Annotated in this window: 27 protein-coding genes; 18 read left to right on the top strand and 9 right to left on the bottom strand. The window is 60.7% G+C overall.

Going from position 1 to position 25,883, the window contains the following annotated elements; all coding sequences use genetic code 11:
- The first annotated feature begins 543 nt into the window (after window positions 1–543).
- The 6 genes from clpB (at window position 544) to IEX57_RS20675 (ending at window position 6,235) form a co-directional block, all read left to right on the top strand.
- Entirely contained in the window at window positions 544–3,123 is a 2,580-nt protein-coding gene (clpB, locus tag IEX57_RS20650) for an ATP-dependent chaperone ClpB (protein WP_188707134.1), read from the top strand.
- A gap of 117 nt (window positions 3,124–3,240) precedes the next feature.
- Complete coding sequence (locus IEX57_RS20655) at window positions 3,241–3,684, top strand: GNAT family N-acetyltransferase (protein WP_188707136.1); 444 nt, start codon at window positions 3,241–3,243, stop codon at window positions 3,682–3,684.
- A 13-nt stretch (window positions 3,685–3,697) separates the two neighbouring features.
- Window positions 3,698–4,102 (top strand): GFA family protein, encoded by a 405-nt coding sequence (locus IEX57_RS20660; RefSeq protein ID WP_188707138.1) that lies wholly within the window; start codon window positions 3,698–3,700, stop codon window positions 4,100–4,102.
- Between the two features lie 80 nt (window positions 4,103–4,182).
- The gene (tsaB, locus tag IEX57_RS20665; protein WP_188707140.1) at window positions 4,183–4,875 is read left to right on the top strand and encodes a tRNA (adenosine(37)-N6)-threonylcarbamoyltransferase complex dimerization subunit type 1 TsaB; all 693 of its coding nucleotides are present in this window, start codon (window positions 4,183–4,185) and stop codon (window positions 4,873–4,875) included.
- A complete protein-coding gene (rimI, locus tag IEX57_RS20670; protein WP_188707142.1) occupies window positions 4,872–5,321 on the top strand; it encodes a ribosomal protein S18-alanine N-acetyltransferase in 450 nt (149 codons plus the stop codon). Before tsaB ends, rimI begins: the two co-directional genes overlap by 4 nt.
- Window positions 5,321–6,235, top strand: coding sequence for a uracil-DNA glycosylase (locus IEX57_RS20675; protein ID WP_188707144.1), 915 nt, complete (start codon window positions 5,321–5,323; stop codon window positions 6,233–6,235). Before rimI ends, IEX57_RS20675 begins: the two co-directional genes overlap by 1 nt.
- A 30-nt stretch (window positions 6,236–6,265) precedes the next feature.
- Here IEX57_RS20675 and IEX57_RS20680 read toward each other — a convergent pair whose 3' ends face one another.
- On the bottom strand, window positions 6,266–6,877 hold the full coding sequence (locus IEX57_RS20680; protein ID WP_188707146.1) for an acyl carrier protein phosphodiesterase: 612 nt from the start codon (window positions 6,875–6,877) through the stop codon (window positions 6,266–6,268).
- Window positions 6,878–6,984: 107 nt separating this feature from the next.
- Between IEX57_RS20680 and IEX57_RS20685 the strand changes: the two genes are divergently transcribed.
- From IEX57_RS20685 to IEX57_RS20705, 5 genes are all read left to right on the top strand, one after another.
- On the top strand, window positions 6,985–7,722 hold the full coding sequence (locus IEX57_RS20685; protein WP_188707148.1) for a TIGR02117 family protein: 738 nt from the start codon (window positions 6,985–6,987) through the stop codon (window positions 7,720–7,722).
- Window positions 7,723–7,861: 139 nt separating this feature from the next.
- A complete protein-coding gene (locus IEX57_RS20690) occupies window positions 7,862–8,941 on the top strand; it encodes an MBL fold metallo-hydrolase (protein ID WP_188707150.1) in 1,080 nt (359 codons plus the stop codon).
- Window positions 8,942–9,074: 133 nt separating this feature from the next.
- Window positions 9,075–9,803 (top strand): response regulator, encoded by a 729-nt coding sequence (locus IEX57_RS20695; protein ID WP_188707152.1) that lies wholly within the window; start codon window positions 9,075–9,077, stop codon window positions 9,801–9,803.
- A 5-nt stretch (window positions 9,804–9,808) separates the two neighbouring features.
- Complete coding sequence (locus IEX57_RS20700) at window positions 9,809–11,236, top strand: sensor histidine kinase (RefSeq protein ID WP_188707154.1); 1,428 nt, start codon at window positions 9,809–9,811, stop codon at window positions 11,234–11,236.
- Window positions 11,237–11,369: 133 nt separating this feature from the next.
- A complete protein-coding gene (locus IEX57_RS20705) occupies window positions 11,370–12,053 on the top strand; it encodes a polysaccharide deacetylase family protein (protein WP_188707156.1) in 684 nt (227 codons plus the stop codon).
- A 96-nt stretch (window positions 12,054–12,149) separates the two neighbouring features.
- Here IEX57_RS20705 and IEX57_RS20710 read toward each other — a convergent pair whose 3' ends face one another.
- From IEX57_RS20710 to IEX57_RS20725, 4 genes are all read right to left on the bottom strand, one after another.
- A complete protein-coding gene (locus tag IEX57_RS20710) occupies window positions 12,150–12,821 on the bottom strand; it encodes a DUF799 domain-containing protein (RefSeq protein WP_188707248.1) in 672 nt (223 codons plus the stop codon).
- Window positions 12,821–13,204, bottom strand: a complete 384-nt coding sequence (locus IEX57_RS20715) for a DUF4810 domain-containing protein (protein WP_188707158.1) — start codon at window positions 13,202–13,204, stop codon at window positions 12,821–12,823. Before IEX57_RS20715 ends, IEX57_RS20710 begins: the two co-directional genes overlap by 1 nt.
- 21 nt (window positions 13,205–13,225) lie before the next feature.
- Window positions 13,226–13,897, bottom strand: a complete 672-nt coding sequence (locus tag IEX57_RS20720; RefSeq protein WP_188707160.1) for a CsgG/HfaB family protein — start codon at window positions 13,895–13,897, stop codon at window positions 13,226–13,228.
- 339 nt (window positions 13,898–14,236) lie between these two features.
- Window positions 14,237–15,544, bottom strand: a complete 1,308-nt coding sequence (locus IEX57_RS20725; RefSeq protein WP_188707162.1) for an MFS transporter — start codon at window positions 15,542–15,544, stop codon at window positions 14,237–14,239.
- Between the two features lie 286 nt (window positions 15,545–15,830).
- Between IEX57_RS20725 and IEX57_RS20730 the strand changes: the two genes are divergently transcribed.
- A complete protein-coding gene (locus tag IEX57_RS20730; RefSeq protein WP_188707164.1) occupies window positions 15,831–16,253 on the top strand; it encodes an organic hydroperoxide resistance protein in 423 nt (140 codons plus the stop codon).
- A 77-nt stretch (window positions 16,254–16,330) separates the two neighbouring features.
- Entirely contained in the window at window positions 16,331–16,780 is a 450-nt protein-coding gene (locus IEX57_RS20735; RefSeq protein ID WP_188707165.1) for a MarR family winged helix-turn-helix transcriptional regulator, read from the top strand.
- Window positions 16,781–16,825: 45 nt separating this feature from the next.
- Here IEX57_RS20735 and IEX57_RS20740 read toward each other — a convergent pair whose 3' ends face one another.
- Complete coding sequence (locus IEX57_RS20740) at window positions 16,826–18,049, bottom strand: MFS transporter (protein ID WP_188707167.1); 1,224 nt, start codon at window positions 18,047–18,049, stop codon at window positions 16,826–16,828.
- A 105-nt stretch (window positions 18,050–18,154) separates the two neighbouring features.
- Between IEX57_RS20740 and IEX57_RS20745 the strand changes: the two genes are divergently transcribed.
- Window positions 18,155–19,078, top strand: a complete 924-nt coding sequence (locus tag IEX57_RS20745; RefSeq protein ID WP_188707169.1) for a LysR substrate-binding domain-containing protein — start codon at window positions 18,155–18,157, stop codon at window positions 19,076–19,078.
- Here IEX57_RS20745 and IEX57_RS20750 read toward each other — a convergent pair.
- Entirely contained in the window at window positions 19,059–20,003 is a 945-nt protein-coding gene (locus tag IEX57_RS20750) for a LysR family transcriptional regulator (protein ID WP_188707171.1), read from the bottom strand. The genes IEX57_RS20745 and IEX57_RS20750 overlap by 20 nt on opposite strands.
- A gap of 380 nt (window positions 20,004–20,383) precedes the next feature.
- Entirely contained in the window at window positions 20,384–21,340 is a 957-nt protein-coding gene (locus IEX57_RS20755; protein WP_188707173.1) for a LysR substrate-binding domain-containing protein, read from the bottom strand.
- Window positions 21,341–21,458: 118 nt separating this feature from the next.
- On the opposite strand from IEX57_RS20755, the gene IEX57_RS20760 reads away from it, so the two are divergent.
- The 3 genes from IEX57_RS20760 (at window position 21,459) to IEX57_RS20770 (ending at window position 24,037) form a co-directional block, all read left to right on the top strand.
- On the top strand, window positions 21,459–21,782 hold the full coding sequence (locus IEX57_RS20760) for a DUF2917 domain-containing protein (RefSeq protein ID WP_188707175.1): 324 nt from the start codon (window positions 21,459–21,461) through the stop codon (window positions 21,780–21,782).
- Window positions 21,783–21,803: 21 nt separating this feature from the next.
- Complete coding sequence (locus IEX57_RS20765) at window positions 21,804–22,505, top strand: glutathione S-transferase (protein ID WP_188707177.1); 702 nt, start codon at window positions 21,804–21,806, stop codon at window positions 22,503–22,505.
- A 329-nt stretch (window positions 22,506–22,834) separates the two neighbouring features.
- Window positions 22,835–24,037 (top strand): acetylornithine transaminase, encoded by a 1,203-nt coding sequence (locus tag IEX57_RS20770; protein WP_188707179.1) that lies wholly within the window; start codon window positions 22,835–22,837, stop codon window positions 24,035–24,037.
- A gap of 47 nt (window positions 24,038–24,084) precedes the next feature.
- Here IEX57_RS20770 and IEX57_RS20775 read toward each other — a convergent pair whose 3' ends face one another.
- Window positions 24,085–25,104, bottom strand: a complete 1,020-nt coding sequence (locus IEX57_RS20775) for an AI-2E family transporter (protein WP_188707181.1) — start codon at window positions 25,102–25,104, stop codon at window positions 24,085–24,087.
- Window positions 25,105–25,253: 149 nt separating this feature from the next.
- Here IEX57_RS20775 and IEX57_RS20780 point away from each other — a divergent pair, with 149 nt between their 5' ends.
- The gene (locus IEX57_RS20780; RefSeq protein WP_188707183.1) at window positions 25,254–25,814 is read left to right on the top strand and encodes a peroxiredoxin; all 561 of its coding nucleotides are present in this window, start codon (window positions 25,254–25,256) and stop codon (window positions 25,812–25,814) included.
- Window positions 25,815–25,883: the final 69 nt, after the last annotated feature.

The following is a 25,883-nucleotide window of genomic DNA, read 5'->3' on the forward strand; positions in this document are numbered from 1 at the left end:
GCGGTGTGCGGTGTGCGGTGTGCGGTGTGCGGTGTGCGGTGTGCGGTGTGCGGTGTGCGGTGTGCGGTGTGCGGTGTGCGGTGTGCGGTGTGCGGTGTGCGGTGTGCGGTGTGCGGTGTGCGGNGTGCGGTGTGCGGTGTGCGGTGTGCGGTGTGCAGAGTGTAAATGCCGGTCTGCCAGGTGCAACTACTCTTTCACCCACACCACAACTTCGTCATTCCTGATCTCGGCGGCCCCCTTGGCCGGAATCCAGGTGTAAACAGTTGTGCCGAAGGCACGGATACTGGTTTGCCTGGTAAAGCCCACCTGCGGTGGGCGTGCTGGATTCCTGCCTGCGCAGGAATGACGAGCCGGGGGTATGCACGCCTCCCCCTCCTCACTCCTCACTCCTCACTCCTCACTCCCCGGCCCCCTTTCCACCCCAGCCGTTTTCAAGCCATCCGCCACTTTCCGCAGCAAAAATTTTCCCCATTTCCCCATGCTTGAAATGGTCATATTGGTGCCCATCTTTTGTGCAATAACGCACTTTGAAAGAGGGCCACTATGCGGTTCGACAAACTCACAACCAAGTTCCAGCAAGCCTTTGCCGATGCCCAGAGCATGGCGCTAGCCAATGACAACAGCTATATCGAGCCACAGCATTTGCTGCTGGCTTTGTTGAATGACCCGGAGTCGGGCACCGGCGCTTTGCTGGCCCGCGCGGGGGTGAATGTGCAGCCGCTGAAAGGCGCGTTGCAAGACAGTATTGATCGCCTGCCCAAGGTGGAAGGCAACGGCGGCGAGATCACCGTGTCGCGGGATCTGGCCAACCTGTTGAACCTGACCGACAAGACCGCCAGCAAGCGCGGTGATCAGTTCATCAGCAGTGATTCGCTGATCCTGGCGCTGACCGACGACAAGAGCGATGCAGCCCAGCTGTTGAAGCAGCACGGTGGCAACAAGAAAGCGATTGAAGCGGCCATTGATGCCGTGCGCGGCGGTGCTGCTGTGGATAACGCCGATGCCGAGCAGAACCGGGAAGCGCTCAACAAATACACGCTGGATCTGACCGAGCGGGCCCGCCAGGGCAAGCTGGACCCGGTGATTGGCCGCGATGACGAAATCCGCCGTGCCATCCAGGTTTTGCAACGCCGCACCAAGAACAACCCGGTGCTGATCGGTGAGCCCGGCGTGGGCAAGACCGCCATTGTGGAAGGCCTGGCGCAGCGGATCATTGAAGGCGAAGTGCCGGATTCGCTCAAGCACAAGCGCTTGCTGGTGCTTGATCTGGCCTCTTTGCTGGCCGGCGCCAAGTATCGTGGCGAGTTTGAAGAACGCCTGAAAGCCGTGCTGAACGAGTTGGCCAAGGACGAAGGCAGCACCATCATCTTTATTGATGAGTTGCATACGCTGGTCGGCGCGGGCAAGGCCGAAGGCGCCATGGATGCGGGCAATATGCTCAAGCCGGCGCTGGCGCGCGGCGAGTTGCATTGCATTGGCGCGACCACGCTGGACGAGTACCGCAAGTACATCGAGAAAGATGCCGCGCTGGAACGCCGTTTCCAGAAGGTGCTGGTTGATGAGCCAAGCGTGGAAGACACCATCGCCATCCTGCGCGGTCTGCAAGAGAAGTACGAGATTCACCACGGCGTCGAGATCACCGACCCGGCGATTGTGGCGGCGGCTGAGCTAAGCCACCGCTATATCACCGACCGTTTCTTGCCGGACAAAGCCATCGACTTGATCGATGAAGCCGCCGCCAAGATCAAGATGGAAATCGACTCCAAGCCGGAATCGATGGACAAGCTGGACCGCCGCATCATCCAGCTCAAGATCGAACGCGAAGCGGTGAAAAAAGAGAAAGACGAGGCCTCGCAACGGCGGCTGGCGCTGATTGAAACCGAGATCGAAACGCTCTCCAAAGAGTATTCCGATCTGGAAGAAATCTGGAAAGCCGAGAAAGCTGCCGTGCTGGGTAGCCAGTCGATCCGTGAAGAAATTGAGCAGGTGAAGCTGGCCATGGATGCCGCCCGCCGCCGTGGCGAGTGGGACAAGGCGTCCGAGCTGCAATACGGCAAGCTGCCGGAACTGGAAGACAAGCTGAAAGTGGCGGAAGCCGCCGAAGGCCAGGACACGCCCAACAGGCTCTTGCGCACGCAAGTGGGTGCTGAGGAAATTGCCGAAGTCGTCAGCCGCGCTACCGGCATCCCGGTTGCCAAAATGATGCAGGGCGAGCGCGACAAGCTGCTGGGTATGGAAGACGTCCTGCACAAGCGCGTGATCGGCCAGAACGAGGCGGTGCGCCTGGTGTCGGACGCCATCCGCCGTTCGCGTTCCGGTCTGGCAGACCCGAACCGGCCGTATGGTTCGTTCCTGTTCCTGGGCCCCACGGGGGTCGGCAAGACCGAGCTGACCAAGGCGCTGGCCGAGTTTTTGTTTGACTCGGAAGAGCACCTGATCCGCATCGACATGAGCGAGTTCATGGAGAAACACTCCGTGGCCCGTCTGATCGGCGCGCCGCCCGGCTATGTCGGCTACGAAGAAGGCGGTTATCTGACCGAAGCCGTACGCCGCAAACCGTACAGCGTGATCTTGCTTGATGAGGTGGAGAAAGCGCACCCGGATGTCTTCAACGTGCTGCTGCAAGTGCTGGACGATGGCCGCCTGACCGATGGCCAGGGCCGCACGGTGGACTTCAAGAACACGGTGGTGGTAATGACCTCCAACCTGGGCTCGCAGCAAATCCAGGCCATGGCAGAACAGGAATACCAGGTGGTCAAACTGGCGGTGATGGCAGAAGTGAAAACCCATTTCCGGCCAGAGTTTGTAAACCGGATTGATGAGGTAGTGGTGTTCCACGCGCTGGATCAACTGCAGATCCGCAACATTGCCCGCGTGCAACTGGCGCGGCTGGAAAAGCGGCTGGCACAGATGGAAATCGGCCTCACAGTCAGCGATTCGGCCATCGACCTGATTGCCGATGCCGGGTTCGACCCCGTGTATGGCGCGCGGCCACTCAAGCGTGCGATCCAGACCGAGATCGAAAACCCGCTGGCCAAAAAGCTGTTGTCCGGCGAATTTGCGGCCAAGGACGTCGTCACGGTCGATGCCATCAACGGCATCGTGAAGTTCGGCAAACAGTAACGCTATCCGCAACAAAAAAAGCCCGCTCCGTGCGGGCTTTTTTATTGGCTTTTGGCCGGGAACTGGTTAGCGTAGGCAGCTTGCCTTTACCCGTTCCGATCCAGACCCCAAACCAATATGCACATCCGCCCGCTCTGCCCCGCTGACCACGACACCTGGCTTGCCCTCTGGCAAAACTACTGCGCGTTTTACCACTCCGCCCTGCCCCAGGACGTCAACGCTACCTTGTGGCAGCGCCTGCTTGATCCGCAATCGCCCGTGAACGGCCTGATTGCGCTGGATGACGCCGGCCAGGCGCTGGGAATTTGCCACTACGTTTGTCACCCGCACACCTGGAGCGCACGCAATGTGTGCTATCTGGAAGACTTGTTCGTCAGCCCCGATGCCCGCCGCATGGGCATTGCCTCGCAATTGATCGCGGCGCTGCAGGCGCAGGGCAAGCGTGAAAACTGGAACCGCATTTACTGGATCACCCATACCGACAACACCGCCGCGCGTGCGGTATACGACAGAGTCGCCAGGCGCTCTGACCACGTGCGTTACGAGATCGCGCTGGACTGAGCAGGAGAACCCCATGCCACTGCAAGGACGCTGTTACTGTGGTGCTGTGCATTTTGAGGTGGAAGACGCGTTTGAATACGCGGGCTATTGCCATTGCCAGGGCTGTCAGCGCCGTACCGGCTCGGCCTTCAATACCTACGCCGGTATCACGCCAGACAAGATCCGGGTAACGCAAGGCGCCGAACACGTCACGCATCTGGCAGAAGGCCCGCAGGGCTTTGACGCCTATTGCCGCAGTTGCCTGTCGCCGCTGTATTCCATGGTGCGTGACCGGGAGTACATCCACGTGCGGCTGGGTACGCTCGATGCCAGCCCCAGCCGCAAGCCCGATCACCATATCTACGTGGCCTTCAAGGCACCGTGGCATGAGATCACCGATGACCTGCCCCAGTTTGCCGAACTGCCGCCGCATGACTGAGCCAGGCCAGAAACGCGCTGCGAGGCGGGCAGCGCCCGTGGTAAAATCGCCCCTTTGCCTGACGGCCCGTGGCCAGATTCATGCCCCATTACCTTGCGCTTGATACCTCGACCGAACACCTCTCGCTGGCGCTTTCCGGCACCGCGGAAGGTGTCACCGTGCGCGACTGGCACGTCGGCCAGCGCCATGCCGAACTGACGCTGCCGGCCATTGAAACGCTGCTGGCCGAAACCGGCGTGGCGCGCAAGGACATTGCCGGCATCGCCTTTGGCATGGGGCCGGGATCATTCACCGGCCTGCGTATCGGCTGCGGTATTGCGCAAGGCCTGGCGTTTGGTCTGGGCGTACCGATTCTGGGCGTCTCTACCCTGCTGGCACTGGCCGGACAATGCCCGGACGATCTGGCGTATGTCTGCCTGGATGCCCGTATGAACCAGGTGTATTGCGCCGCTTACCAGCGCGGCACCGACGGCCAGTGGCAAGAAATCATCGCCGCCGTGGTGTGCGATCCGGACGCGGTGCCGATTCCGGAGCAAGCCGGCTGGACAGCACTGGGTAGCGGCTTTGCTGCCTATGTCGATGCGCTGAACGCGCGCCTTGCCGGCAAGATCAACCGCACCATTGCCGAGCGTTTTCCGCACGCGCGGGAAATCCTCAAGCTGGCTGCACCGCAGTTCGATGCCGGCAAGGGTATGCCGGCCGATCAGGCTGAACTCTTGTATTTGCGCGACAAAGTGGCCCTCAAGACGCACGAGCGGGCACCGAAACCTTGAAAATCCGCAAGCTGCATCACAGCGATCTGGACGCCGTACTGGCGCTTGATAGCCAGACCAACCCGCACCCGTGGGCGCTGGGGCACTGGCATGATTCGCTGGACAACCACACCTGTCTGGTCATGGAAGACGGCGGTGAAGTCATCGCCTTTGCCATATCCAGCCTGGTGATTGATGAGGCCGAGTTGTTGCTGATTGCCGTTGCGCCATGGCTGCAAGGGCAAGGTCTGGGGCGCCAGATGCTGCAGGCACTGATCGACAACCTGTGTCAGCGCAATGCTGCGCAGCTGTTTCTGGAAGTGCGCGAGGGCAACACCGCTGCCCGCGCGCTGTATGAAAAACTGGGCGGCAAAGTGTCGGGCCGGCGCAAGGGTTATTACCCGCTGCCGGGCGGCGCGCGCGAGGATGCGGTACTCTACGCCTTTGCCCTGAATGAGGCCGCCTGATGGGCCGTCGCGAAAACCTGCTGCATGAAATGGGCTTCACCCCGCTGTGGGTGGAGCGCACGCGGCTGGCTGCCTTGCAGGAACAGGCCGCGCTGGACGCTCAGGCCCAGGCGGAGCAACCCGCGCCAGGCGCCCAGCCGCAACAGATTGCCCAGGTCCGCGAGCACATTGCACCGCTGGCAGCAGCAGTGGCAGAACACGCACCGGCCAGCGCAGAAGCGCCTGCCGCACGTCCTGCGCCATCCATTCCGATTGCCATTCCAGGCACCGCCCCGGCCGGCCGTGAACGCACGCCAGCCCCGGTTGAAGCGCCGGCAGAAGACGCCCGCAGCCTGGAGATCAGCCAGATGGACTGGGCGGCGCTGCAACAATCCGTCGCCGGCTGTACCGCCTGCGGGTTGTGCCAGGGCCGCACCAACACGGTGTACGGCGTCGGCAATCCGGATGCCGACATCATGGTGATTGGCGAAGCGCCAGGCCAGCAAGAAGACCTGCAAGGCGAACCGTTTGTGGGCGCTGCCGGGCAGTTGCTGGACAACATGCTCAAAGCCATTGGCGAGAAGCGCGGCGAGCGCGTCTACATTGCCAATGTGCTCAAATGCCGCCCGCCCAATAACCGCAATCCGCAGCCGGATGAAGTGGCGCAATGCTCGCCTTATCTGCGCCGCCAGGTGGCACTGGTCAAACCCAGGGTGATCTTTGCGGTGGGCCGCTTTGCCATCCAGACGCTGTTGCAGACCGATGCACCGGTCAGCGCGCTGCGCGGCAAGGTACATCACTATCAGGGCGTGCCGGTGGTGGTCGGTTATCACCCGGCTTATCTATTGCGCAACCTGCCCGACAAAGCCAAAGCCTGGCGCGATCTGCTGCTGCTCAAGAGCGTGGAAAGCGACGCCGGCGCCAGCCAGGACTAAGCGCAGGGCGACGAACCCGCGCCCTGCCGGCTATTCCCGGTCGTCCCCATTCATGCCGTGCGCTTGCCGGAATGCCTGTGCATGCGCGCGGACTTCTGGCCAGAACGCCAGGAAATCTGCTTCAAACTCGGTGTATTTATCCAGCAGTTCATCACCGCCGCCGCCCAGGGCATTGGGCTGGCTGAGGCGATGTGTCGCCATGCCGTTGATGGCACCGGCAATGGCTTCGGGCCGGCGGTATGAAGTCAGCCAGTCGTTGCGCGTCATATTGGGCAGGATCTGCGCCAGCCGCGCCGGCAAGAGTTCACCGTTTTGTGCAAACAGCGTGTAGGTATCCCGGGCAAAATCCGGAAGCGCATCCTGACCAAACTGCGCCCAGTGCGTTGCCAGAAAGTGATCGTAGAACATGTCGATCATGATGCCGGAATAGCGTCGCCGCGCTTGGCTCACTCTGGCCCGGCTGGCCAGAAAAGCCGGGTGGGCATCGGTAAAGACGTCGATACTCCGGTGCAGCATGACACCGTCGGCCACTGCCGGCGGCAACACGCCAGGCATGGGGCCTTTGACAAAATCCCCCAGCAGCGCGCCAAGGCGGTAAGCCGGATTGGGGCCTGCCAGCAAAACATGGGCTAGATAGTTCATAAAGTCGCACTTTTCATCTACAACTGCCAGATCAGGCCTGACCTCAGGCATATCAAGCCGCTGGACCCGCGCGGCCCTCGTCCACCCTGCCGGTAGCGAAACCGACCATGAAGCAGCATACCGCTCCCACTCATGAAATACCCGCCACCAACTGGCTGCTGCACCGTTTGTTGCGCGGCGTGATGCTGGCCGGTTTGCTCTTGATCGGCCCTATTGTGCTCTATCTGTTGCTGGCACTGGTGCTGGGTATGCTGTCGTCGCACCGCGCTTATCAGCGCCAGGAAGGCGATATCTTGATCTACCTGGAAACCAACGGCGTACACACTGATCTGGTACTGCCGGCGCGTTCTCACCAGATCGACTGGACCCGCTGGTTCGCGCCCACACATACCCGCAGCGGGCGACCCCCGGTCGCAAGCAGCGCCATCAGCATTGGCTGGGGCGATCGCCAGTTTTATCTGGGTACCCCGAACTGGTCTGACCTGACCGCCACAACCGCGTTATATGCGCTCAGCGGGCTGGATAGCACACTGCTGCATGTGTCGTGGGGCGCCATGCCCGCCCACGCCAGCCCGCAACGCGTTGCCCTGCGCCTGAGCCCGCAAAACTATCAGCGCCTTGCGGCGTTTATCACGCAAAGCATCCGGCGTGATGCCCAAGGCCAGGCCATCTGGTTATCCGGCCAGAGTTATGGCGATACCGATTCATTTTATGAAGCCACAGGGCATTATTCGGTCATCGTGACCTGTAACGAGTGGGTACGCAAAGCGCTGGATGCGGCGGGTGTCCGGGTGCCGTGGTGGTCGCCTTTTGACAAAGCGCTGTTCTGGCAACTGCAACGCTGAGTGACCAGGCCCACCCGCAGCGCAGCGCGCGCGAACTTTTTGGCCGGATCGCAACCAGATATCATCAAATCAGCCGCTGGTTTGCAGGTTTGCTGATTTGCCAGAACAATGACACCTCAAGGCCGCACCGATGACATGGATGAGACGCACCCTGGCGCTGGCGCTGACCGCGCTGACCGGTAACCCGCACCGCAACGTGCATTACGACGCGGGCAAAGCGCACCACACACCCAGCGGTTTTCGTAACCGTTATCCGCATGGCCGCCCTTCTGCCGACGATCTGCGCCGCTGGCGTGCCGAGCGCAAAGCCAATCACCTGCCGCCACCGCCCACCCAGGATTTATCTGCCGTCGCACCGGATCTGGACTTTATCCGCCAGCGCCAGACCGACCCGGCGGTGACCTGGATTGGCCACAACACCCTGTTGTTGCAGGTGGCCGGGCTCAATATCCTGACTGATCCGGTCTTTAGCGAGCGCTGTTCACCCGTGCAGTTTGCCGGGCCCAAACGGCACCAGCCGCCCGGTGTGGCGCTGGCGGACTTGCCGCACATTGATCTGGTGCTGATCTCGCACAATCACTACGACCATCTGGATTACGCCAGCGTGAGCCGCCTGTACCGTCAGGCCGGTGGCCCACCCGTGTTTGCCGTCGCTCTGGGTATGGATGTGTGGATGAAGCGCAAATTCGGGCAACTGCCTGCCGACAAACTGATCACGCTGGACTGGTGGGAAAGCGCGCAAAGCGGCGATGCCACACTCACCTTTGTGCCGGTACAACACTGGAGCGCCCGCACCCCGCTGGACCGCAACGCCACGCTGTGGGGCGGCTGGGTGCTGGAGGTCAAGGGCTTCCGCTTTTTCTTCTCTGGCGATCTGGGTTATTCAAAAGACGTCACCGATATTGCTGAACGGTTTGATGGTTTTGACTTTGCCGCCATTGGTATCGGCGCCTATGAACCGCGCTGGTTCATGCAGAACCAGCACGTGAATCCGGCCGAATCCGTGCAGATACACCGCGAATTACGCTCGCGCCAGTCCATGGGCATACATTGGGGCACCTTTGAACTTACCGATGAAGCACTGGACCAGCCGCCGCAGGATCTGGCGCAGGCCTGTGCCGACCAGGGCCTGGCTGCGGGCGAATTTTTTGTGCTGCGTCATGGCCAAACCCGCGTTCTGGCCCCTGCCAGCGCTGCCAGTCACTCCCAATCAATATGACAAATGAGTATTTTGTATCAGTCCTTGCAATCGGCCATAAAGTTTGTATCAGCGCGTCCTTTTTGTCTGGTTTGATACTTGCAGATACAAACCTGGCGTGTGCGCATTTGCAGCTTTGACATAATCGGTCGCCATGGACACTCAAACCCCTTCCCGCATTCTGGTTGTCGATGACGATCAGGAAATCCGCACCTTGCTGGCCGATTATCTGGACTCGCACGGTTTCAAAACCATCATGGCTGCCGACGGCACCTCCATGCAAAAGGTCATGGAAACCAGCAAGGTGGATCTGGTTGTCCTTGATCTGACCTTGCCTGGCGAAGACGGCCTGACACTGTGCCGCAACCTGCGGGCCAACTCGGGGGTGCCGGTCATCATCCTGACCGCGCGTGGTGATCCGGTTGATCGCATCCTGGGCCTTGAAATGGGCGCAGACGATTACCTGACCAAGCCGTTTGAACCGCGTGAACTGGTTGCCCGTGTCCGCACGGTACTGCGCCGTACCTGGGCGCTGCCGCCCAACCTGGATGCGCCGGACGCGACATCCATGAAATTTGCCGGCTGGACGCTTGATCTGCGCGCGCGCCACCTGGTGCGTACCGACGGCGTGCTGGTCATGCTGTCTGGCGGCGAGTTCCGCTTGCTGAAGATTTTGCTGGAACACCCGCAGCGCGTACTCAATCGCGACCAGATCCTGAACATGACGCAAGGCCGCGACGCGGACCCGTTCGAGCGTTCGATCGATCTGCAAATCAGCCGCTTGCGCCAGAAACTGGGTGACGATGCCCGCGCGCCGCAACTGATCAAGACCGTACGCAACGAAGGCTACGTGCTCTCGACCAGCGTGGCCGTAGAACACTGATCAGAATGAAACTGCTGCAAGCCATCTTTGGCTCGATCACCAACCGCGTTTTCATGTTGCTGGCCACCGGCATTCTGGTGGCCATCTTTGTCACGGCTGCGCTGGCTATCCGCGAAGACCGCCAGACCATGCAATCCATGCGCAACGAGCACGAAGCCGAGCGCGTGGCGCAGTTTGTGCGGCTGATGGAATCCGTGCCCGATTCGGTCCGCCCGCAAATTGCCCAGTCCGGCCCGCAAGTCGGCTTGCGTGCCTCGCTGACCTCGCCACAACCCCTTGTCAGCCATGAAGACAGTGACCTGATCACGCTGTTGCGCGCGCGCCTGCCCAAAGGGGTGTCTGTCCGCCAGGCCGGCGCTGGCGCAGATTGCGTCCACCATAACGATGGCATGCCGGCAACTGGCGGCTTGTTCCCGCGCGCGCCTGGCCCGGGCATGTCGCCGGATCGGGGCGGTTGTCATCTGCTGGACCTGACGCTAAGCGACGGTACGCCGCTGCATTTGTCGCTTGGCTGGTCGTTTGGCCCGCCACCGCCGCCACCCGCTGGCCAGCCGGGTCATTTCAATTTTCCGTGGCACTGGCTGGTCTTTTTCGGGCTGATTGCCATTCTGGCCTACGCCGGTGCGCGCATGGCGGTCAAACCCTTGCGTCGCCTGACCAATCTGACACAGGAACTGGGCCGCAATATTGATCGCCCGCCCCTGCCGGAAAAAGGTCCAGGCGAAATCCGCGACGCCATCGCCGCGGTCAATGGTTTGCAGGCGCAGATCCGCAAGCACATCGAGCAGCGCATGTTCATGCTCTCGGCCATTGCCCATGACCTGCAAACCCCGCTGACCCGCATGCGGCTGCGCCTGGAAAAAGTCTCTGACGATATCCTGCGCCGGCAATTGCTGGGCGATCTGGCGGCCATGCAGCAAATGGTGCGGGAAGGCCTGGAATTTGCGCGCAGCATGAACTCGGTGGAGCATTTCCAGAGCGTGGATATTGATTCATTGCTGGAAACCGTCTGCGTTGATGCCACCGACACCGGCCAGGATGTCAGTTACGACGGCCAGACCGGCGTGACGGTACGCGCCAGTGTCAGCTCTATCCGCCGTTGCATTGGCAATCTGATCGAGAACGCTGTCAAATACGGCGAGTCGGCCCGGGTGCACGCCAGTGTCACCGGCCGGGAGCTGGAAATCCGGGTTGCCGATAACGGGCCGGGCATTCCGGCGCAGTATCTGGAAAGCGTGTTTGACCCGTTTTTCCGGGTTGAAAACTCACGCTCGCGCGATACCGGTGGCGTTGGTTTGGGGTTGGCGATTGCGCGCAATATCGCACAGAAGCACGGCGGTCAGTTACGATTGGAGAACGGGGCCACAGGCGCGGTCGCCATTCTGACCTTGCCCGTGGAAAAAGGCCCCATCCGGTCGGGCCATACCCAGTAAGTCTCACACACAAACAAGTGGCGCCCCATGACGGCGCCGCTGACGAAACCGCAGGACACAAGGTGGACCCCTGCCGTGTACGGACACGCTCGTTTGCAATTTCCGTCTGACTTTTTTTCAGGGCTTCACAGCGATGTATCAGCAGGAACTTGATCTTGCCCATGCCCGGCGGCTTGCTGCGCAATACCCGGATCACTGTTTCTATCAGGGAAACGGCAGCCGCCTGGAAATCGCCCTGACCTTCAGTGACGGCCCGGCTTCAACCACAGCACCGCTGCTGGATTTGCTGCGTCTGCACCAGACCCCGGCCACGTTTTTCTGGCAGGGTAATCTGCTGGCCGGCAACCAGCAATTGCTGCGGCAGATCCTGGCCGACGGCCACACCGTGGGCAGCCATACCTGGGATCATGTCCGTGCCAGCAGTTTGTCTGTCACCGATTTCTGGCAAGAACAGATCCAGCGCACCGATCAGGAATTCCAGCGGCTGGCACACTTGCGCCCGCGCCTGTTCCGCCCTCCCTACGCCGAGTTGACCACCGAACAATTGCGCATGCTGGTGCGACATGATTTCCGGATCATGGGCTGGTCTATCGACCCGCGGAACTGGGAAAACCCGGACACGCCGGGCCATGTGGAACGGGTCATCGAAACCGTGCTGCGCCAGATTCACCCGCAAGCCATCATCATGCTGCATGAAGGCCCGACCAACATGCACAACGTGGTCGAGATCGTGGAGCAACTGATCCCGGCGCTCAAATCACGCGGCTACCGCTTTGTGAATGCCGATCGCCTGACCGGCGTGCGCGCCTACGCCTGAGCCACGGCGTCATTCCATTGCGGCAATAAAAAAAAACGGCCGTCCCGGGCGGAACGGCCGTTTGCATCGATCCGGTCTGCTGACCGGCAGGCGCGCTTAGTTGGTCGCCGTCTTGCCGTACTTGGGCGAGCGCGGGCCGTACAGCAGGCCATTGGGTTGACCCGCCGACAACAGGCGCCAGCTGGTAATGCCGGCAATGGCGTGGCTCTTGTCGCTCAGGTTGTTGATCAGCTGGTTCACCACCGCGGTGACCAGCATGCCGATCAAACCGCCGCCAGAACTGTTCTGGTTCTCGGCGCTGGAGGCAAAGGCGTGGCCGGTCCACAACTCTTTGCCGGTCCGCAGGTCAACCAGGCGGGCCGTCGCTTCTACGTTCACCACACTATCAACCACGCGATAGCTGGCGCCGTATTGCGACACCGTAATGTACAGGCCGGCATCTGCACCGAAGATGCTGTGCAATTTGTCGACAGGCACGGCCTGGATTTCATCCGCAGTCGTCAGGCCGTTCTGCTTGAAGGTTTCGTCGGCCACAGCAACCGGCACCACGTAGTAACCGGACTCGGCCAGCGGCATGGTCACCAGCGACAACAAACTGTAGGACGCAGTGATGTCCGGCGACTTGTTGACCGGTGGCAGCACCAGGATCGACGCCGGATGGCTTTCGCGATACGCCGTGTAATCCATGGCCGGACCACGGTTGGCACAACCGGTTGCCAGGACGGCCAGGACAGCCACAGCCAGAATCAGGCGCAATTGTTTGAACATCATTTTTTGGCTACCTGTTGCTGTTGTTTGAAGTTGCGCAGCAAGAAATCCATGTACGCCGCAGATTCCGGATAAAGCTGTTTTTCAGTCGCGAATTCACGGGCGACTTCATCAGCCTTGCCTTGGCGCGCATACAGCAAACCCAGTTGCGCATGCAGGCCCGGCGGGCAGGCCTTGCCCTTGCCTTGCATCTGTTGCAGGTCAGCCTGCAGCAGATCAATCTGCTTTTGTTCGTCCAGATCTTCGCCCTTGAAATACGTGTAGAGCGAGTCCTGATAATGGCCCCAGCCATAGATTTGCTGTGGCTGCTGGGCGCAACCGCTCAATGCGGCGGCAAGCACAAGCCCAACCCAACCCATGCGGGTACGGGAAACAAAATTCATGATGATCTCTATAAAGGACGGTTAGTGGGCGGCCGGTTGCCAGGCGCCGCTGTTGATGCCGCTGACGAGGTTATCGACGGCCTGGCGAATGGCCAGATCAAGCACCTTGCCGTTCAGGGTGGAGTCATAACTGGCCGTGCCGCCAAAGCCCAGCACTTCACGGTTATCCAGCGCGTACTCGCCGGCGCCTTGCGCGGAATACACCACTTCAGACGTGCGCGTATTCACGATATTGAGCGCGACCTTGGCGTACGCCACTTGCGACTTGCCACGACCCAGCAGGCCAAACAGTTGGGTGTCGCCGGTTTCCTTGCGACCAAATTCGGTCACATCGCCGGTCACCACGTAGTCGGCGCCCTTCAGATCCTGCGCCTTGCCCTGGATGCTGGCTTCTTGCTTGATCTCGGCCATGTTGTCGCGATCAAGCACATTGAAGCGGCCGGTCTGCTGCAGATGGGTGATCAGGATGGTCTTGGCCTGGCTGCCCAGACGGTCGACGTTGTCAGAGAAAATGCCGCGCATATAGCTGGAGCGGTTATCAAACTTGCCCACGGCAATGGGCGAGCGCGCGCCATGCCAGGCCACGCTGGCCGCCGCCGTTTGCGGTACGGCAATGCTGCGGGAGGATTCGGTTGCGCAACCCGCCAGCAAGGCGGTGGCAATCACGGTGGAGATCACAATCTTGTTGTTCATGTTGCAAGACCCAAAACAGAAACTGAAACAGATAAGCCCGCCTGCGCACGGGCCGAAGGATCGGCTCAAAATGCGCGCAGCCTGAAAAATCAGGTAAGCATGTGTGGAACGGGAGTATGACAGCATTTACTAATGTATCAAGTCGCATACATCAGAAAATGCTGTTTTTGGTCAGAAAATTTGTATTTCGCTGCGCAGGGCATGCCACTCACCCACGCCTTGAATGTAAGAATGTGTCGTAAGCAACGGCCAGTCTCACCGGGTAACCACCAAATAAAAACCCGCGCTGACGATCCAGCGCGGGCTGTGGTGCGGGCCTTGTTGCCTGGCCAGCGGCGATCAGGCGCGGGCCAGATGCACCGCACGCTCCACTTTTTCAAACAAACCCATCCGGTTCAGGATCAGCGTGGCGATCAGGCCGCTGGCTGCAGCAAAAGTCAGCCACACCCCGGGCATGGCTTTGTTGCCGGTCACCTGGATCAGCCAGGTGGAAACCGCGGGCGTAAAGCCACCGAAAATGGCGGTTGCCAGACTGTAGGCCATAGAGAACCCGGTCGTGCGCACGTGAACCGGCATGATTTCAATCAGCGACACCACCATGGCGCCGTTGTAGCTGGCGTAGATAAAGGACAGCCACAACTCCACCAGCAACAAATGCCCGAACGACGGCGCCGTCACCAGCCAGGCCAGCGCCGGGTAGGCCGTCAACAGGCTGAGCGTGGTGAACGTCAGCAACAGCGGCCGGCGACCAATGCGGTCAGACAGCGCCCCCATGACTGGCAGCCAGAACAGGTTGGAAATCCCCACGCAGACGGTAACGATCAGCGCATCAGTATCCGAAAGATGCAGTTCGTGTTTGCCAAAGGTCGGGGTATACGCGGTGATCATGTAGAACGACACCGTGGTCATCACCACCAGCAGCGTGCCCAGAATGACAATGCCCCAGTTCTTGAGGATGGAATCCAGAATCTCTTTGGGCGACGGACGATGTTTGCGCTTCTGGAATTCTTCCGTTTCCTGTAAAGAGCGACGGATGATGAACAGGAATGGCACGATCAGACAGCCGACAACAAACGGCACGCGCCAGCCCCATTCATCCATCTGCCCATGCGACAGATTGGATGCCAGCAATACCCCCAGCACCGCCGCAAACACCACGGCCACCTGCTGGCTGGCCGATTGCCAGCTCACATAAAACCCCTTGTTGCCCGGGCTGGCGATTTCCGCCAGATAGACCGAGACCCCGCCGAGTTCCACCCCGGCCGAGAACCCTTGCAGCAGACGCCCCGCCACCACCAGCAACGGCGCGGCCAGGCCGATGGTGCTGTAGCCCGGCACACAGGCAATCAGCAAGGTGCCACAGGCCATCAGTGCCAGCGTGACAATCAGGCCGGCGCGGCGACCATGGCGGTCAATATATGAACCCAGCACGATGGCACCCAGCGGGCGCATCAGGAAACCGGCCCCGAACGTGACCAGCGCCAGCATCAAGGAAAGAAATTCGCTACCGCTGGGGAAAAACGTTTTGGCGATGGCGCTGGCGTAATAGCCGTACACCATGAAGTCGTACATTTCCAGGAAGTTGCCGCTGACCACACGAAACACGGCACTGGCCGGCGATTGTGCCGGGCGGGTTGCAGAAGTCATTGTGACTGACCTTTTTTTACATGGATGGTCTGATCGATTATCCGGCGCTTGTAGTCGGCGCGCCGTAACTACTTTCTCCAATCCGGATTTGATCCATCCCGGCCAACCAGATTGCAAGTCATTGTTTATTCGTACTTCTATCCGGATCACCCGCGCCTTACCCGAATGACATTCTGACCGTTTGTCCATCTTTTTTATTTATGCGTTGCACATTTATATTGTGCACAATATTATTTTTAGCAAGAACACTGCAACAACACCTCAAACACAACCAAGGAGCATCATCATGACTATTCTGTATCGCACCAAAGCAACCACCCACGGCGGCCGTAACGGCCAGGTTGCCACCGCTGACGGCAGCTTTTCTGCAGATCTGGCCCTGCCGCGTGAACTGGGCGGCAGCGGCAAGACCGGCACCAACCCGGAACAACTGTTTGCATCGGGTTATGCCGCATGTTTTGAAAGCGCCATGCTGTACGTGGCCGGCCAGGCCAAAATCAAACTGGGTGAGACGCAGGTAGAAGCCGAAGTGGGCATCGGCCCGCGTGAAGATGGCGGCTTCAAGCTGCAAGTGGCACTGACGGCCACCATCAAGGGCGTGGATCAGGCCACGGCAGAAGACATCGTCGCCAAGGCGCACCAGGTCTGCCCGTACTCTCACGCCACGCGCGGCAATATCCAGGTGGATGTCACTGCTGTCGCCGCCTGAGTACCCGGCACGGCCTGACGATGGCATGGGCTGCGGCTCATGCTATCGTTACGGCGCCTGCACTCTCACGGATTACCATGTCAGACCTGCTTAAACTTGATCAGCAATTGTGTTTTCCGCTATATGCGGCCAGCAACCTGATGACCCGGTTGTATCGCCCGCTACTGGAAGACATCGACCTGACCTACCCGCAATATCTGGTGATGCTGGCGTTATGGGAAACCGCGCCGCGCAGCGTGGGTGATCTGGGCAAGCAGCTGTTTCTGGATACCGGCACGCTCACGCCGCTACTCAAGCGTCTGCAAGCGCGCGGGCTGATCAGCCGTCAGCGTGATCCGGGCGATGAACGCCGGGTGGTGGTTGACCTGACGGAAGAAGGCCGCTCGCTCAAGGCAAAGGCCGAGGACGTACCGCGTGGCCTGATCTGCGCCCTGCCCCTGCCGCTGGAAGACGTTGTCGACATCCGCGACCGGCTGCAGCAATTTCTGCATTTGCTGGCCAGTGCCGACCCGCGCAGCCAGGGTTAAGGTCATTCAACCTTCCCGCAGGCGCTGCGCAGAGCGATCAGCAGCCTAGCCGTAGATATGCAGCGAGATGACTTTGGGCTTGGGCGCAAAGTACCAGATCGCCGCCAGCAGCTGCAGCGCCAGCAAAATACCCCAAGCGGTCAGATGCGCCACGGGCGGGTAATGCCCGTTCACGACCGGCCAGAAATCCAGCACCGCACCCACTGCCACCTGGCCAAAGAAAATCAGCACAAAGATCACGAGCGTCAGGCTGGTGTTCACCCGGCCGATCAGATTGAGCGGGAAATGCTCGACCAGCACGGCGTAGCTCAGGATGCCGCAACCGCCAAACAGGCCGTAGCCCGTCCACAGCACCCATGCCGGCACCGGGATTTGCAGCATGATCAACGCCTGGATCAACACGAACACCAGCATGCCAAGGCCACTGAAGGTACGCACGCTCACGCCGCGGTGCTCCAGCGAGCGCGCCAGAAAACCAAAACCCACGCTCCCCACGACCATGGCCACCCCGAGTATCGAGATCACCCGGCCTGCATCCTGTGCCGACAAGCCATTTACATCGCGCAGCCACGGCGCCACCCACAACGATTGCATGGTGTAGAACACGGCCTGGGTGAGCGAGGAGAACGCGGCAATCCGCCAGAACACGCCACTGCGCAAAACCTGCCAGGTGCCCGCCAGTTGCGTGCGGAACTCAGTACGGGTTGAGACTTCCTTGCTGGATGGCACGGCAAACCAGATCGCCAGCGCCACCGCGACCGAAAACACCGACAACCCCAGGCACACGCTGCGCCAGTCGGTCTTGCTCAACAGCCACAGCAACGGCGAGCCCATGGCCACGCCACCCAGCCCGCCCACCGCCATGGTCAGCCCATTGACCAGCGGCAAGCGCTTGACCTCATACCACTGGGCCAGCGCCTTGAAGGCCGCCCCAAGGCACGCCGACAAACCCACGCCGATCAGCAAGCGCCCGATCATCAAACCGGTCTTGCCATGGGCCATGCCGAAAATGGCAGAACCCGCGGCGGCAATCAGGATCAGGATGGCGGTGACCCGGCGCGAGCCAAAGCGATCCAGCAAAATGCCCACCGGCAATTGCGCGCTGGCAAACCCCAGGAAATACAGGCTGGTCAGCAAACCCAGGTCTGCACCGGACAAACCCATTTCATGCGTCAGATACGGCGCAAAACCAAGGTTTACGCCGCGATAGACGTAAGAGACAAAATACCCGAGGGCAAACAACACAAAAACGCGCAGGGCGGCAGGCATGAAACAGATCCGGCAAACATTCAACAATGGCTTGTATTGTCCCGTTTATCTGCCCGCAACGCGAACGAAAGCTTTCAACGGGCATTGTGAGTAAAATTTGCTGGCATGAAGCCCCGTATCCCGCCCCTGCCCGCCCTGCGGGCGCTGGAAACCGCCGCCCGCCTGCACAGTTTCACCCGTGCGGCACAAGAACTGAACGTGACGCACAGCGCGATCAGCCACCACCTGCGGGCGCTGGAAGACGAGTTGGGAACAGTCCTCTTCAACCGCTCGGGCCCGCGCATGATCCCGACGCCGGCTTGCGAGCGGCTGGCCGCGGCCGTGCGCAAGTCGCTGGAAGACCTGGCCGACGCGCTGGACCAGGCCCGAGCCCAGGGGGCTGGCGTGACCAATCTGCAAGTCAGCGTGATGGCTGACTTTGCCAGTGCCTGGCTGATACGCCGGTTAGCGGCATTTGCTGAGCAACATCCGGATATCGAATTGATGTTGCGCATTCACTACCAGCTGGAACCGCCGGACCCGGACAGCGTGGATATCGGCATCTGGCACCGGCGCATCAACCGCAAGGGTTATCTGTGCCGCAAATTGCTGGATGACCGGGTCATTGCCGTGGCCAGCCCCACCCTGCTGGCGCGCTACCCGGGCTATACGCTGGCCGACGTTCCGCGCATGCCCATGCTGCGCTGGACCATGCGTTCATGGCGTGACTGGCTGACCGCCGCAGGTTTGCCGCCGGATGAACCCGAGCGCGGGCCGGTGTTTGATGATCCGGGCATCATGCTGCAAGCCGCCGTGGCCGGTCAGGGCCTGGCCACCGCCCGCTGGCGCATGGCGCGGCACGATATCGAGAACGGCAATCTGGTGCAGATCGGGGATATCTCTATCCCTGCCAGCATGGAGTACTTTGTAGCCTGGCGGGAAAACCACGTGCGCGAGGCAGCCATCACGCGCTTTTATCAGTGGCTCAACACCCAGCTGGAAAACGACGCGCCCGCGCCGGGCGGCCCGCTCAGCCCGGCAGGGAATTGATGGTGACCCACGGCGCCGGTTTGGAGAACGGCGTATCGGTGAGCAAGGCCTCTACCGCATCCAGAAAATGCCGGCTCTTGGCGGGCATCAGGCTGCGTGCCGGCAGCAAGGCGTAAATGCGCAGCGGATTGGGCTCGTACCCTGGCAACAGCGGCACCAGGCGGCCCGCATCGCACTCATCTTCGCAAAAACTGCGCGCCAGCACGGTAGCACCAAGGCCGGAGACCGCAGCCCGCACCCGCAGCCAGGCATTGGCGGTACGCAAACGCGGGTGCAGCGGCACGACCATGGATTCGCGCTCATCCGGGCTGGAGAAAGTCCACTCGCTTTCATAAGGCGCGGCAATCAGCGGCCAGTGGGCCAGATCGGCCGGAGTACGCGGCAGGCCATAACGGGCCACCAGTTCCGGCGAGGCAAACAGGCTGCGCGAGGTATCAAACACGCGCCGCGCCACCTGGCGCGAATCCGGCAAGGGCAAGGCCGTCACCACAAAGGCGATGTCATAGCCATCGGCCAGCGGATCAACAATACCGGAGACAACATCGACTTCAATCGACAATTTGGGGTGGCGCAGCATCATTTCGGTGATGACATCCCCCAGCTGCATGCTGCCGAACTCGTACGTCGCGGCGATGCGCAAGACGCCGCCCAGCGAGGCATCACCGGCATCCACGTGATCGGCAATATCTTCCAGCCGCTCGAACAACGGGCCGATCTCTTGCATCAGCCGCTCGCCGTCTTCGGTCAGCCGCATGCGCCGCGTACTGCGTTCCAGCAAGCGCACACCCAGGCGCTGTTCCAGTCTGGCCACCGCCATGCTGACCGTTGACTTGGGTACATCCATGCGTTCTGCCGCACGGGTAAACCCGCCCAGTCTGGCAACGCTCACAAAGCAGTGCCAGTCGTTCCAGTCATTTGTTCTCATGGTTGGACAATATATCCATTATTGGGTGGTTTATCCAGGGGTAGGATTTGGCCTATTATTTGCCAGAACAAACAATCAAACCCCGCAAACATGCGTGCGGCGAACAATAACCCTGTAGCACCAGGGGATATCCAGCTACCGTGCAGCGCGGCACCGGCGGCCATTTGTTTAACTGTTCAATCATCGGGACAACACACTGGCATATCAAGGCCCCGCCCAAACAAACAGACCGGCGTGAAAACATTGCAAATCAAGATCACGACGGATCGCACCCGCCATGCAAGGGGATACACGAAGCTGCAGCAAGCAAGGCCGATTTTCAGAACAGCAAGCGCCTGAACAAACAGAAGTACCCTGCGTTTCCAGCGCCCGCAATACCGTCAGACCTGCGCGTCTTCCCCCGGTGTTGCGGGACTTTTTTTGCCTGCCTGCACGCTGCGCAGCACCTGCGGACGCGCGTCCTCAAACTGTTTGACCTCATCAATCAACCAGGCCGAAAAATCCTTGAGTTTGCGCGTGCCGTCGGTCCGCCCCGGCCAGACCAGCCAGTAACCGCGGTTGGGGTACGGCACGCTGATCGGGCCCAGTTGCACCAGTTCACCGCGCGCCAGCAAACCGGCCACCAGCGAAAAACGCGTCAGTGCGATCCCCAGCCCCAGCTTGAGCGCTTCGATCAGCAAGTTGGAGTCATTGCAATGCAGGCCATCGGGCTCGGCCGCGCTGATGCCGGCAGCCTGAAACCACGGCCGCCAGTTTTCGACTGAGCGCAAAATGGTGCTCTTGAGCATGGCGCGCGGCGTTTGCGGCAGATCACCGCCGTTGAAGTGCGGTGCGGCAACCGCCACCAGATGGTCCTCAAACAAAAAGCTCTGCTTGACGTCAGGCCACTGCCCGTTGCCCATGCGGATGGCCATATCGACCACCCCGCCGCGCAGGTCATCAAACGCCAGGCTGGCGCGCAAGCGAATGCGGTATTCCGGAAACTGCGCCTGAAAACGGGCAAGGCGGGGCAACAACCAGTGCGATGCAAATGACGGGATGACCGCAATCACCAGTTCATTGGGCCGGGGCCCGGCCAGTACCCATTGGGTCGCTTCCTCGATTTCTGCCAGTGAGGTTCTGATCTGCATGGCATAAACGCGGCCTTCATCACTCAGGATCAGCCGCTTGCCCTGGCGCTGAAACAAGGGCACGCCCAGGAATTCTTCCAGCGCGCGCAACTGATGGCTGACCGCGCCGTGCGTTACACACAATTCTCCGGCCGCCTGCACGACAGAACCCAGGCGGGATACGGCTTCAAACGCCCGCAGGGCGGGCAATGGCGGCAATTGGGGCATGGTTTTTCTATGTTAGTTTTGTTCACATAAACATCGAAAATATATCGATTTTTATGCCGACGTGCTGCAGATATAGTGAAACCACGCAAACCACTGCCACCCCGAAGGCCAGACGACCATGTACAGCGATACCAGACTGATCCTGCAAAACGGCGCCTTGATGCAACTCACCCTGCGCAAGGGCTACCGCATTACCTGTGATGAGGGTGAAGCCTGGATTACCGTGACCGGTATCTCGCGCGATTTTGTGCTGGCCGGCCACGAAACGCTGGAACTGCCGCCGGGCCGCGCGCTGATTGAAGGTCATGGCACGCTGCGGGTCATCCGCACCCGGGCCCTGCCGCTGCAAATGACGCTGTGGGGCATCATGCAGCTGTCACGCCTGGCCCGGCACTTGCGGCGCCGCGCGGTGAATGTGGCTGCCCCTGCTACCCTGCATTAACCCGTCAAGGACGCTTACCGGATGCTCACGCTTTACATCGGCAACAAAAACTATTCGTCGTGGTCGCTACGCCCCTGGCTTTTGCTGACCCATCTGGGGGCCGACTTTCTGGAGGTCCCGGTGCAGGTACGCGGCCTGGGCCCCAACGACACGCATCGGCCCTATGCCGACAACGGCCTGGTTCCCGCGCTGCACGATGACGCCATTCATATCTGCGAAAGCCTGGCCATCTGCGAATACGTAGCCGAGCTTTATCCGCAAGCCTGGCCCGCCGACAGACACGCACGGGCGGTGGCGCGCAGTGTCGCCAGCGAAATGCACGCCGGCTTTGGCGCACTGCGCAATGCCATGCCCATGAACGTCAAAGCCCGCGCCAAAGGTGGCCCGCTGCCGGCTGCGGTCGCCGCAGATGTAGAGCGCATCTGCCAGCTCTGGCAAGACTGTCAGGCGCATTTTTCTGGCAACAAAGGCCCATACCTGTTTGGCGACTTCAGTATCGCGGATGCCATGTTCGCCCCGGTGGTCTGGCGCTTCTTTTGCTACAACGTGGCCCTGCCGGAAGCGGCGGCGGCCTACCGCGATCTGATGCTCGATCACCCTGGCATGCAGGCATGGGAGCGCGCTGCGCTGGCAGAAACCATCCATGTGGCGTCCAGCGATGCCAGCCTTGCCCAATGGGGTGGCCCGCGTGAGGGCAATTATCTGGCGGTGGATGCGCTGTAGGCATCCTCTGCGAACCACGGCCAACTGCCGGCAACCACAGCACATTGACCCGTGCAAAAGGATTGCAGCATTTTTTTAAGTTACCCCGTTGACATGTACCGCCGTTGCCCGGCACGATAAAAAACATGACTACATTCATCGCCCTGAATCGACGCAACAACGCGGCCGCCCGAGCCTCCTCGGCCGGCCGTGGCGCGTTGCCATGGGCGAGTCGGATAGCCAGAGCGGGTTAGCACCGCCAGCGCCATCACCGACAAGACCAGATCAACGGGCCGCGAGCAAACAACTCGCGGCCCGTTTTTTTTTGCACTTTGCCCCCGGAGAAGACAATGACCAGCCTGTACCGCAACACGTCGCACCTGATGTCGATTACCGAACGCCCGCCCGTCATGTTTGTGCGCGGCGCCGGCGCATACCTGTACGACGAAGCGGGTCTGGCCTATCTGGACTGGATGCAAGGCTGGGCGGTCAATTGTCTGGGGCACGCGCCGGACATTGTCGTCGCGGCGCTGGCCCGGCAAGCCAGCACGCTGATCACCGCCAGCCCGGCTTTTCACAACCTGCCGGCCATTGAACTGGCCACATTGCTGACCCGCCACAGCGTGCTCGACCAGGTTTTTCTGTGCAACACCGGGGCCGAAGCCAACGAAGGCGCGATCAAGCTGGCGCGCAAATGGGGCCAACTACACAAAAACGGCGCGTTCGAGGTCATCAGTTTTGACAAGGCATTCCATGGCCGCACCATCGCCATGATGTCGGCCTCTGGCAAACCGGGCTGGGATACGTATTTTCCGCCGCAGGTGCCAGGCTTCCCCAAAGCCGTGCTCAATGATCTGGACAGCGTCAAGGCGCTGATCGGCCCGCAGACTGTCGCCATCATGCTCGAACCCATCCAGGGCGAAGGCGGCGTCAATCCGGCATCCCTGGCGTTCATGCGCGGCCTGCGTGCGCTGTGCGACGAACACAAACTGTTGCTGATCCTGGATGAAATCCAGACTGGCTGCGGCCGCACCGGCACGCTGTTTGCCTACGAACAATACGGCATCGAACCCGACGTCATGACGCTGGGCAAGGGTCTGGGCGGCGGCGTGCCGATCGCGGCCTTGCTGGCAAAACAGCATTGCAGTGTGTTCCAGCCGGGCGATCAGGGCGGCACGTTTGCCGGCAACCCGCTGACCGCCGCAGTCGGCACCGCCGTGCTGAACGCGCTGCTGGCGCCAGGCTTCCTGGAAAACGTTGAACTGCGCGGCCAGCAATTGCATGATGGCCTGAGCCAGATCAGCCACGATCTGTCACTGGGCGAAGTACGCGGGGCCGGCTTGCTGCTGGCACTGGAACTGGGGGCGTCGATCGGGCCGCAGGTGGTGGATGCCGCCCGCCGCAACGGCTTGTTGCTGAACTCGCCGCGCCCGCTCAGCCTGCGCTTCATGCCGGCGCTCAACAGCACGGAACGGGAAATCCGTGACGGTCTGCGCTTGCTGCGGCAGACGCTGGAACATGTGCTGTGCGGTCAGCAAACCGCACAGGTCTGAGCGACACGACCACGACCGACGGGGCGATGCATGCCCCGTCTACCCATTCACACCAGGTTGCGCAGCGCCAGTTCACTTTTCAGGTAAGCGTAGAACACTGGCGCTGCCGCCAGCCCGGCAATACCGAACATGGTTTCCAGCAGCAGCATGGCCAGCAGCAGCTCCCACGCGCTGGCGTGAATGCGGCTGCCGACGATGCGGGCATTCAGGAAGTATTCCAGTTTGTGGATGACGATCAGGAACACCAGCGAGCCCACGGCAATGGGCAGCGAGTGCGAAAGGCTGACCACAAAGATCACTGTGTTGGAGATGAGATTACCAATCACCGGCAACAGCCCGACAATAAACGCCACCAGGACCATGGTCTTGGTCAGCGGCAAATGCACGCCGCACAGCGGTAACACCACCATCAGATACAGCGCGGTAAAAAACGTGTTAAGCGCGGAAATGCGGATTTGCGCCACCACCACCTGCCGGAACGAGCGCGTGAACATGCGGGTACGGCAGCGCAGCGCGGCCGCCAGCGGTTTGCTGTTTTCTTCCGGCATGATGTCGTGAATGGCCACCAGCGCGCCAATCACCAGGCCAATCAGTGCGTGGACAAAAACCTTGCCGGCCTGCGCACCAAACAACCGCATTTCGGTCGAATGGGTACGCAGCCATTCCACTGTCATCTGCCGCGCTTCTTCCGCGTTATTGGGTAAGTAAGAGGCCAGACTGTCGGGCAAGGTGTCCGAGGCATCATCCAGAATCTGTGCCATTTTCTGGAACAGCGCCGACAACCCGGTTTCGCTGCGCACAAAAGCCGAAGCCGCCAGCGACAAGCCCACCATGGCCGCGACAATGATGGCCGCCAGCAACAGGGCCGCCAGCAAACGCCCGCGTGATCCCTTGGCAAGGCGCGAGACCACGGGCGCAAAGGCGTGGATCAGGATGAACGTGATCATGCCGGCAAACAGGGCCGGAATGAGATTGAGCGCCAGTGAGGCGAAAATGAACGCGGCGGTGATCAGCAAGGAAGCAATATCAATCTTGCTGCCATACAGCGGCTTGGCGATCTCGGACATGGGTGCGTTGACTCTGTTCTGTGGTCGAAGCAGCAAAATACGCGGCGTGCCGCGGGTTCATCACTGTAACCTGATGTAGCTTTAATATGGAGCAAACGGTGCCCGGATCAATAGCCCTCAACACCGCATTGTGCAACACAGGAGCATGCATGAAACAACTTGAACAACGCCTGGCCCTTCTTTGTGCAACCGCACTACTGCCCGCAGCGGCGTTTGCCGCCCTGCCCAATGGCGCCAACGCGCCGGACTTTACCACGCAGGCCTCGCTGGGCGGCAAGGTTTACAGCTACAGCCTGGCGGACGCCCTCAAGAAAGGCCCCGTGGTGCTGTACTTCTACCCTGCCGCCTTCACCACAGGTTGCACGATCGAAGCGCACGACTTTGCCGACGCGGTCGACCAGTACAAATCGCTGGGCGCCACGGTGATTGGCGTATCGGCAGACAAGATCGACACGCTGAACAAGTTCTCTGTCTCTGAATGCCGCAGCAAGTTTCCGGTGGCCAGCGACGCTGACCAGAAAATCATGAAGTCCTACGACGCCGTGCTGGCCTTCAAAACCAGCTACGCCGACCGGATCTCTTACGTGATCACTCCGGATGGCAAGATCATTTACTCCTACCAGGCCATGAACCCGGACAAGCACGTTGCCAACACCATCAAGGCACTGCAGGACTGGAAGGCCGGCAAGCCCGTCAGCGTAACAAACTGAGCCGGAACGCCCGCCAAAACAAAAGCCCCGCCAGATTCTGGCGGGGCTTTTTTACTGACTTGATACCGT

The sequence above is a fragment of the Silvimonas iriomotensis genome (genome assembly GCF_014645535.1).
Taxonomy (GTDB): Bacteria; Pseudomonadota; Gammaproteobacteria; order Burkholderiales; family Chitinibacteraceae; genus Silvimonas; species Silvimonas iriomotensis.

Excerpts from the sequence above, each read along its gene's own strand:
- clpB (WP_188707134.1), top strand. The coding sequence starts at position 544 with ATGCGGTTCGACAAACTCACAACCAAGTTCCAGCAAGCCTTTGCCGAT.
- IEX57_RS20655 (WP_188707136.1), top strand. The coding sequence starts at position 3,241 with ATGCACATCCGCCCGCTCTGCCCCGCTGACCACGACACCTGGCTTGCC.
- IEX57_RS20660 (WP_188707138.1), top strand. The coding sequence starts at position 3,698 with ATGCCACTGCAAGGACGCTGTTACTGTGGTGCTGTGCATTTTGAGGTG.
- tsaB (WP_188707140.1), top strand. The coding sequence starts at position 4,183 with ATGCCCCATTACCTTGCGCTTGATACCTCGACCGAACACCTCTCGCTG.
- IEX57_RS20675 (WP_188707144.1), top strand. The coding sequence starts at position 5,321 with ATGGGCCGTCGCGAAAACCTGCTGCATGAAATGGGCTTCACCCCGCTG.
- IEX57_RS20680 (WP_188707146.1), bottom strand. The coding sequence starts at position 6,877 with ATGAACTATCTAGCCCATGTTTTGCTGGCAGGCCCCAATCCGGCTTAC.
- IEX57_RS20685 (WP_188707148.1), top strand. The coding sequence starts at position 6,985 with ATGAAGCAGCATACCGCTCCCACTCATGAAATACCCGCCACCAACTGG.
- IEX57_RS20690 (WP_188707150.1), top strand. The coding sequence starts at position 7,862 with ATGAGACGCACCCTGGCGCTGGCGCTGACCGCGCTGACCGGTAACCCG.
- IEX57_RS20695 (WP_188707152.1), top strand. The coding sequence starts at position 9,075 with ATGGACACTCAAACCCCTTCCCGCATTCTGGTTGTCGATGACGATCAG.
- IEX57_RS20700 (WP_188707154.1), top strand. The coding sequence starts at position 9,809 with ATGAAACTGCTGCAAGCCATCTTTGGCTCGATCACCAACCGCGTTTTC.
- IEX57_RS20705 (WP_188707156.1), top strand. The coding sequence starts at position 11,370 with ATGTATCAGCAGGAACTTGATCTTGCCCATGCCCGGCGGCTTGCTGCG.
- IEX57_RS20710 (WP_188707248.1), bottom strand. The coding sequence starts at position 12,821 with ATGTTCAAACAATTGCGCCTGATTCTGGCTGTGGCTGTCCTGGCCGTC.
- IEX57_RS20715 (WP_188707158.1), bottom strand. The coding sequence starts at position 13,204 with ATGAATTTTGTTTCCCGTACCCGCATGGGTTGGGTTGGGCTTGTGCTT.
- IEX57_RS20720 (WP_188707160.1), bottom strand. The coding sequence starts at position 13,897 with ATGAACAACAAGATTGTGATCTCCACCGTGATTGCCACCGCCTTGCTG.
- IEX57_RS20725 (WP_188707162.1), bottom strand. The coding sequence starts at position 15,544 with ATGACTTCTGCAACCCGCCCGGCACAATCGCCGGCCAGTGCCGTGTTT.
- IEX57_RS20730 (WP_188707164.1), top strand. The coding sequence starts at position 15,831 with ATGACTATTCTGTATCGCACCAAAGCAACCACCCACGGCGGCCGTAAC.
- IEX57_RS20735 (WP_188707165.1), top strand. The coding sequence starts at position 16,331 with ATGTCAGACCTGCTTAAACTTGATCAGCAATTGTGTTTTCCGCTATAT.
- IEX57_RS20740 (WP_188707167.1), bottom strand. The coding sequence starts at position 18,049 with ATGCCTGCCGCCCTGCGCGTTTTTGTGTTGTTTGCCCTCGGGTATTTT.
- IEX57_RS20745 (WP_188707169.1), top strand. The coding sequence starts at position 18,155 with ATGAAGCCCCGTATCCCGCCCCTGCCCGCCCTGCGGGCGCTGGAAACC.
- IEX57_RS20750 (WP_188707171.1), bottom strand. The coding sequence starts at position 20,003 with ATGAGAACAAATGACTGGAACGACTGGCACTGCTTTGTGAGCGTTGCC.
- IEX57_RS20755 (WP_188707173.1), bottom strand. The coding sequence starts at position 21,340 with ATGCCCCAATTGCCGCCATTGCCCGCCCTGCGGGCGTTTGAAGCCGTA.
- IEX57_RS20760 (WP_188707175.1), top strand. The coding sequence starts at position 21,459 with ATGTACAGCGATACCAGACTGATCCTGCAAAACGGCGCCTTGATGCAA.
- IEX57_RS20765 (WP_188707177.1), top strand. The coding sequence starts at position 21,804 with ATGCTCACGCTTTACATCGGCAACAAAAACTATTCGTCGTGGTCGCTA.
- IEX57_RS20770 (WP_188707179.1), top strand. The coding sequence starts at position 22,835 with ATGACCAGCCTGTACCGCAACACGTCGCACCTGATGTCGATTACCGAA.
- IEX57_RS20775 (WP_188707181.1), bottom strand. The coding sequence starts at position 25,104 with ATGTCCGAGATCGCCAAGCCGCTGTATGGCAGCAAGATTGATATTGCT.
- IEX57_RS20780 (WP_188707183.1), top strand. The coding sequence starts at position 25,254 with ATGAAACAACTTGAACAACGCCTGGCCCTTCTTTGTGCAACCGCACTA.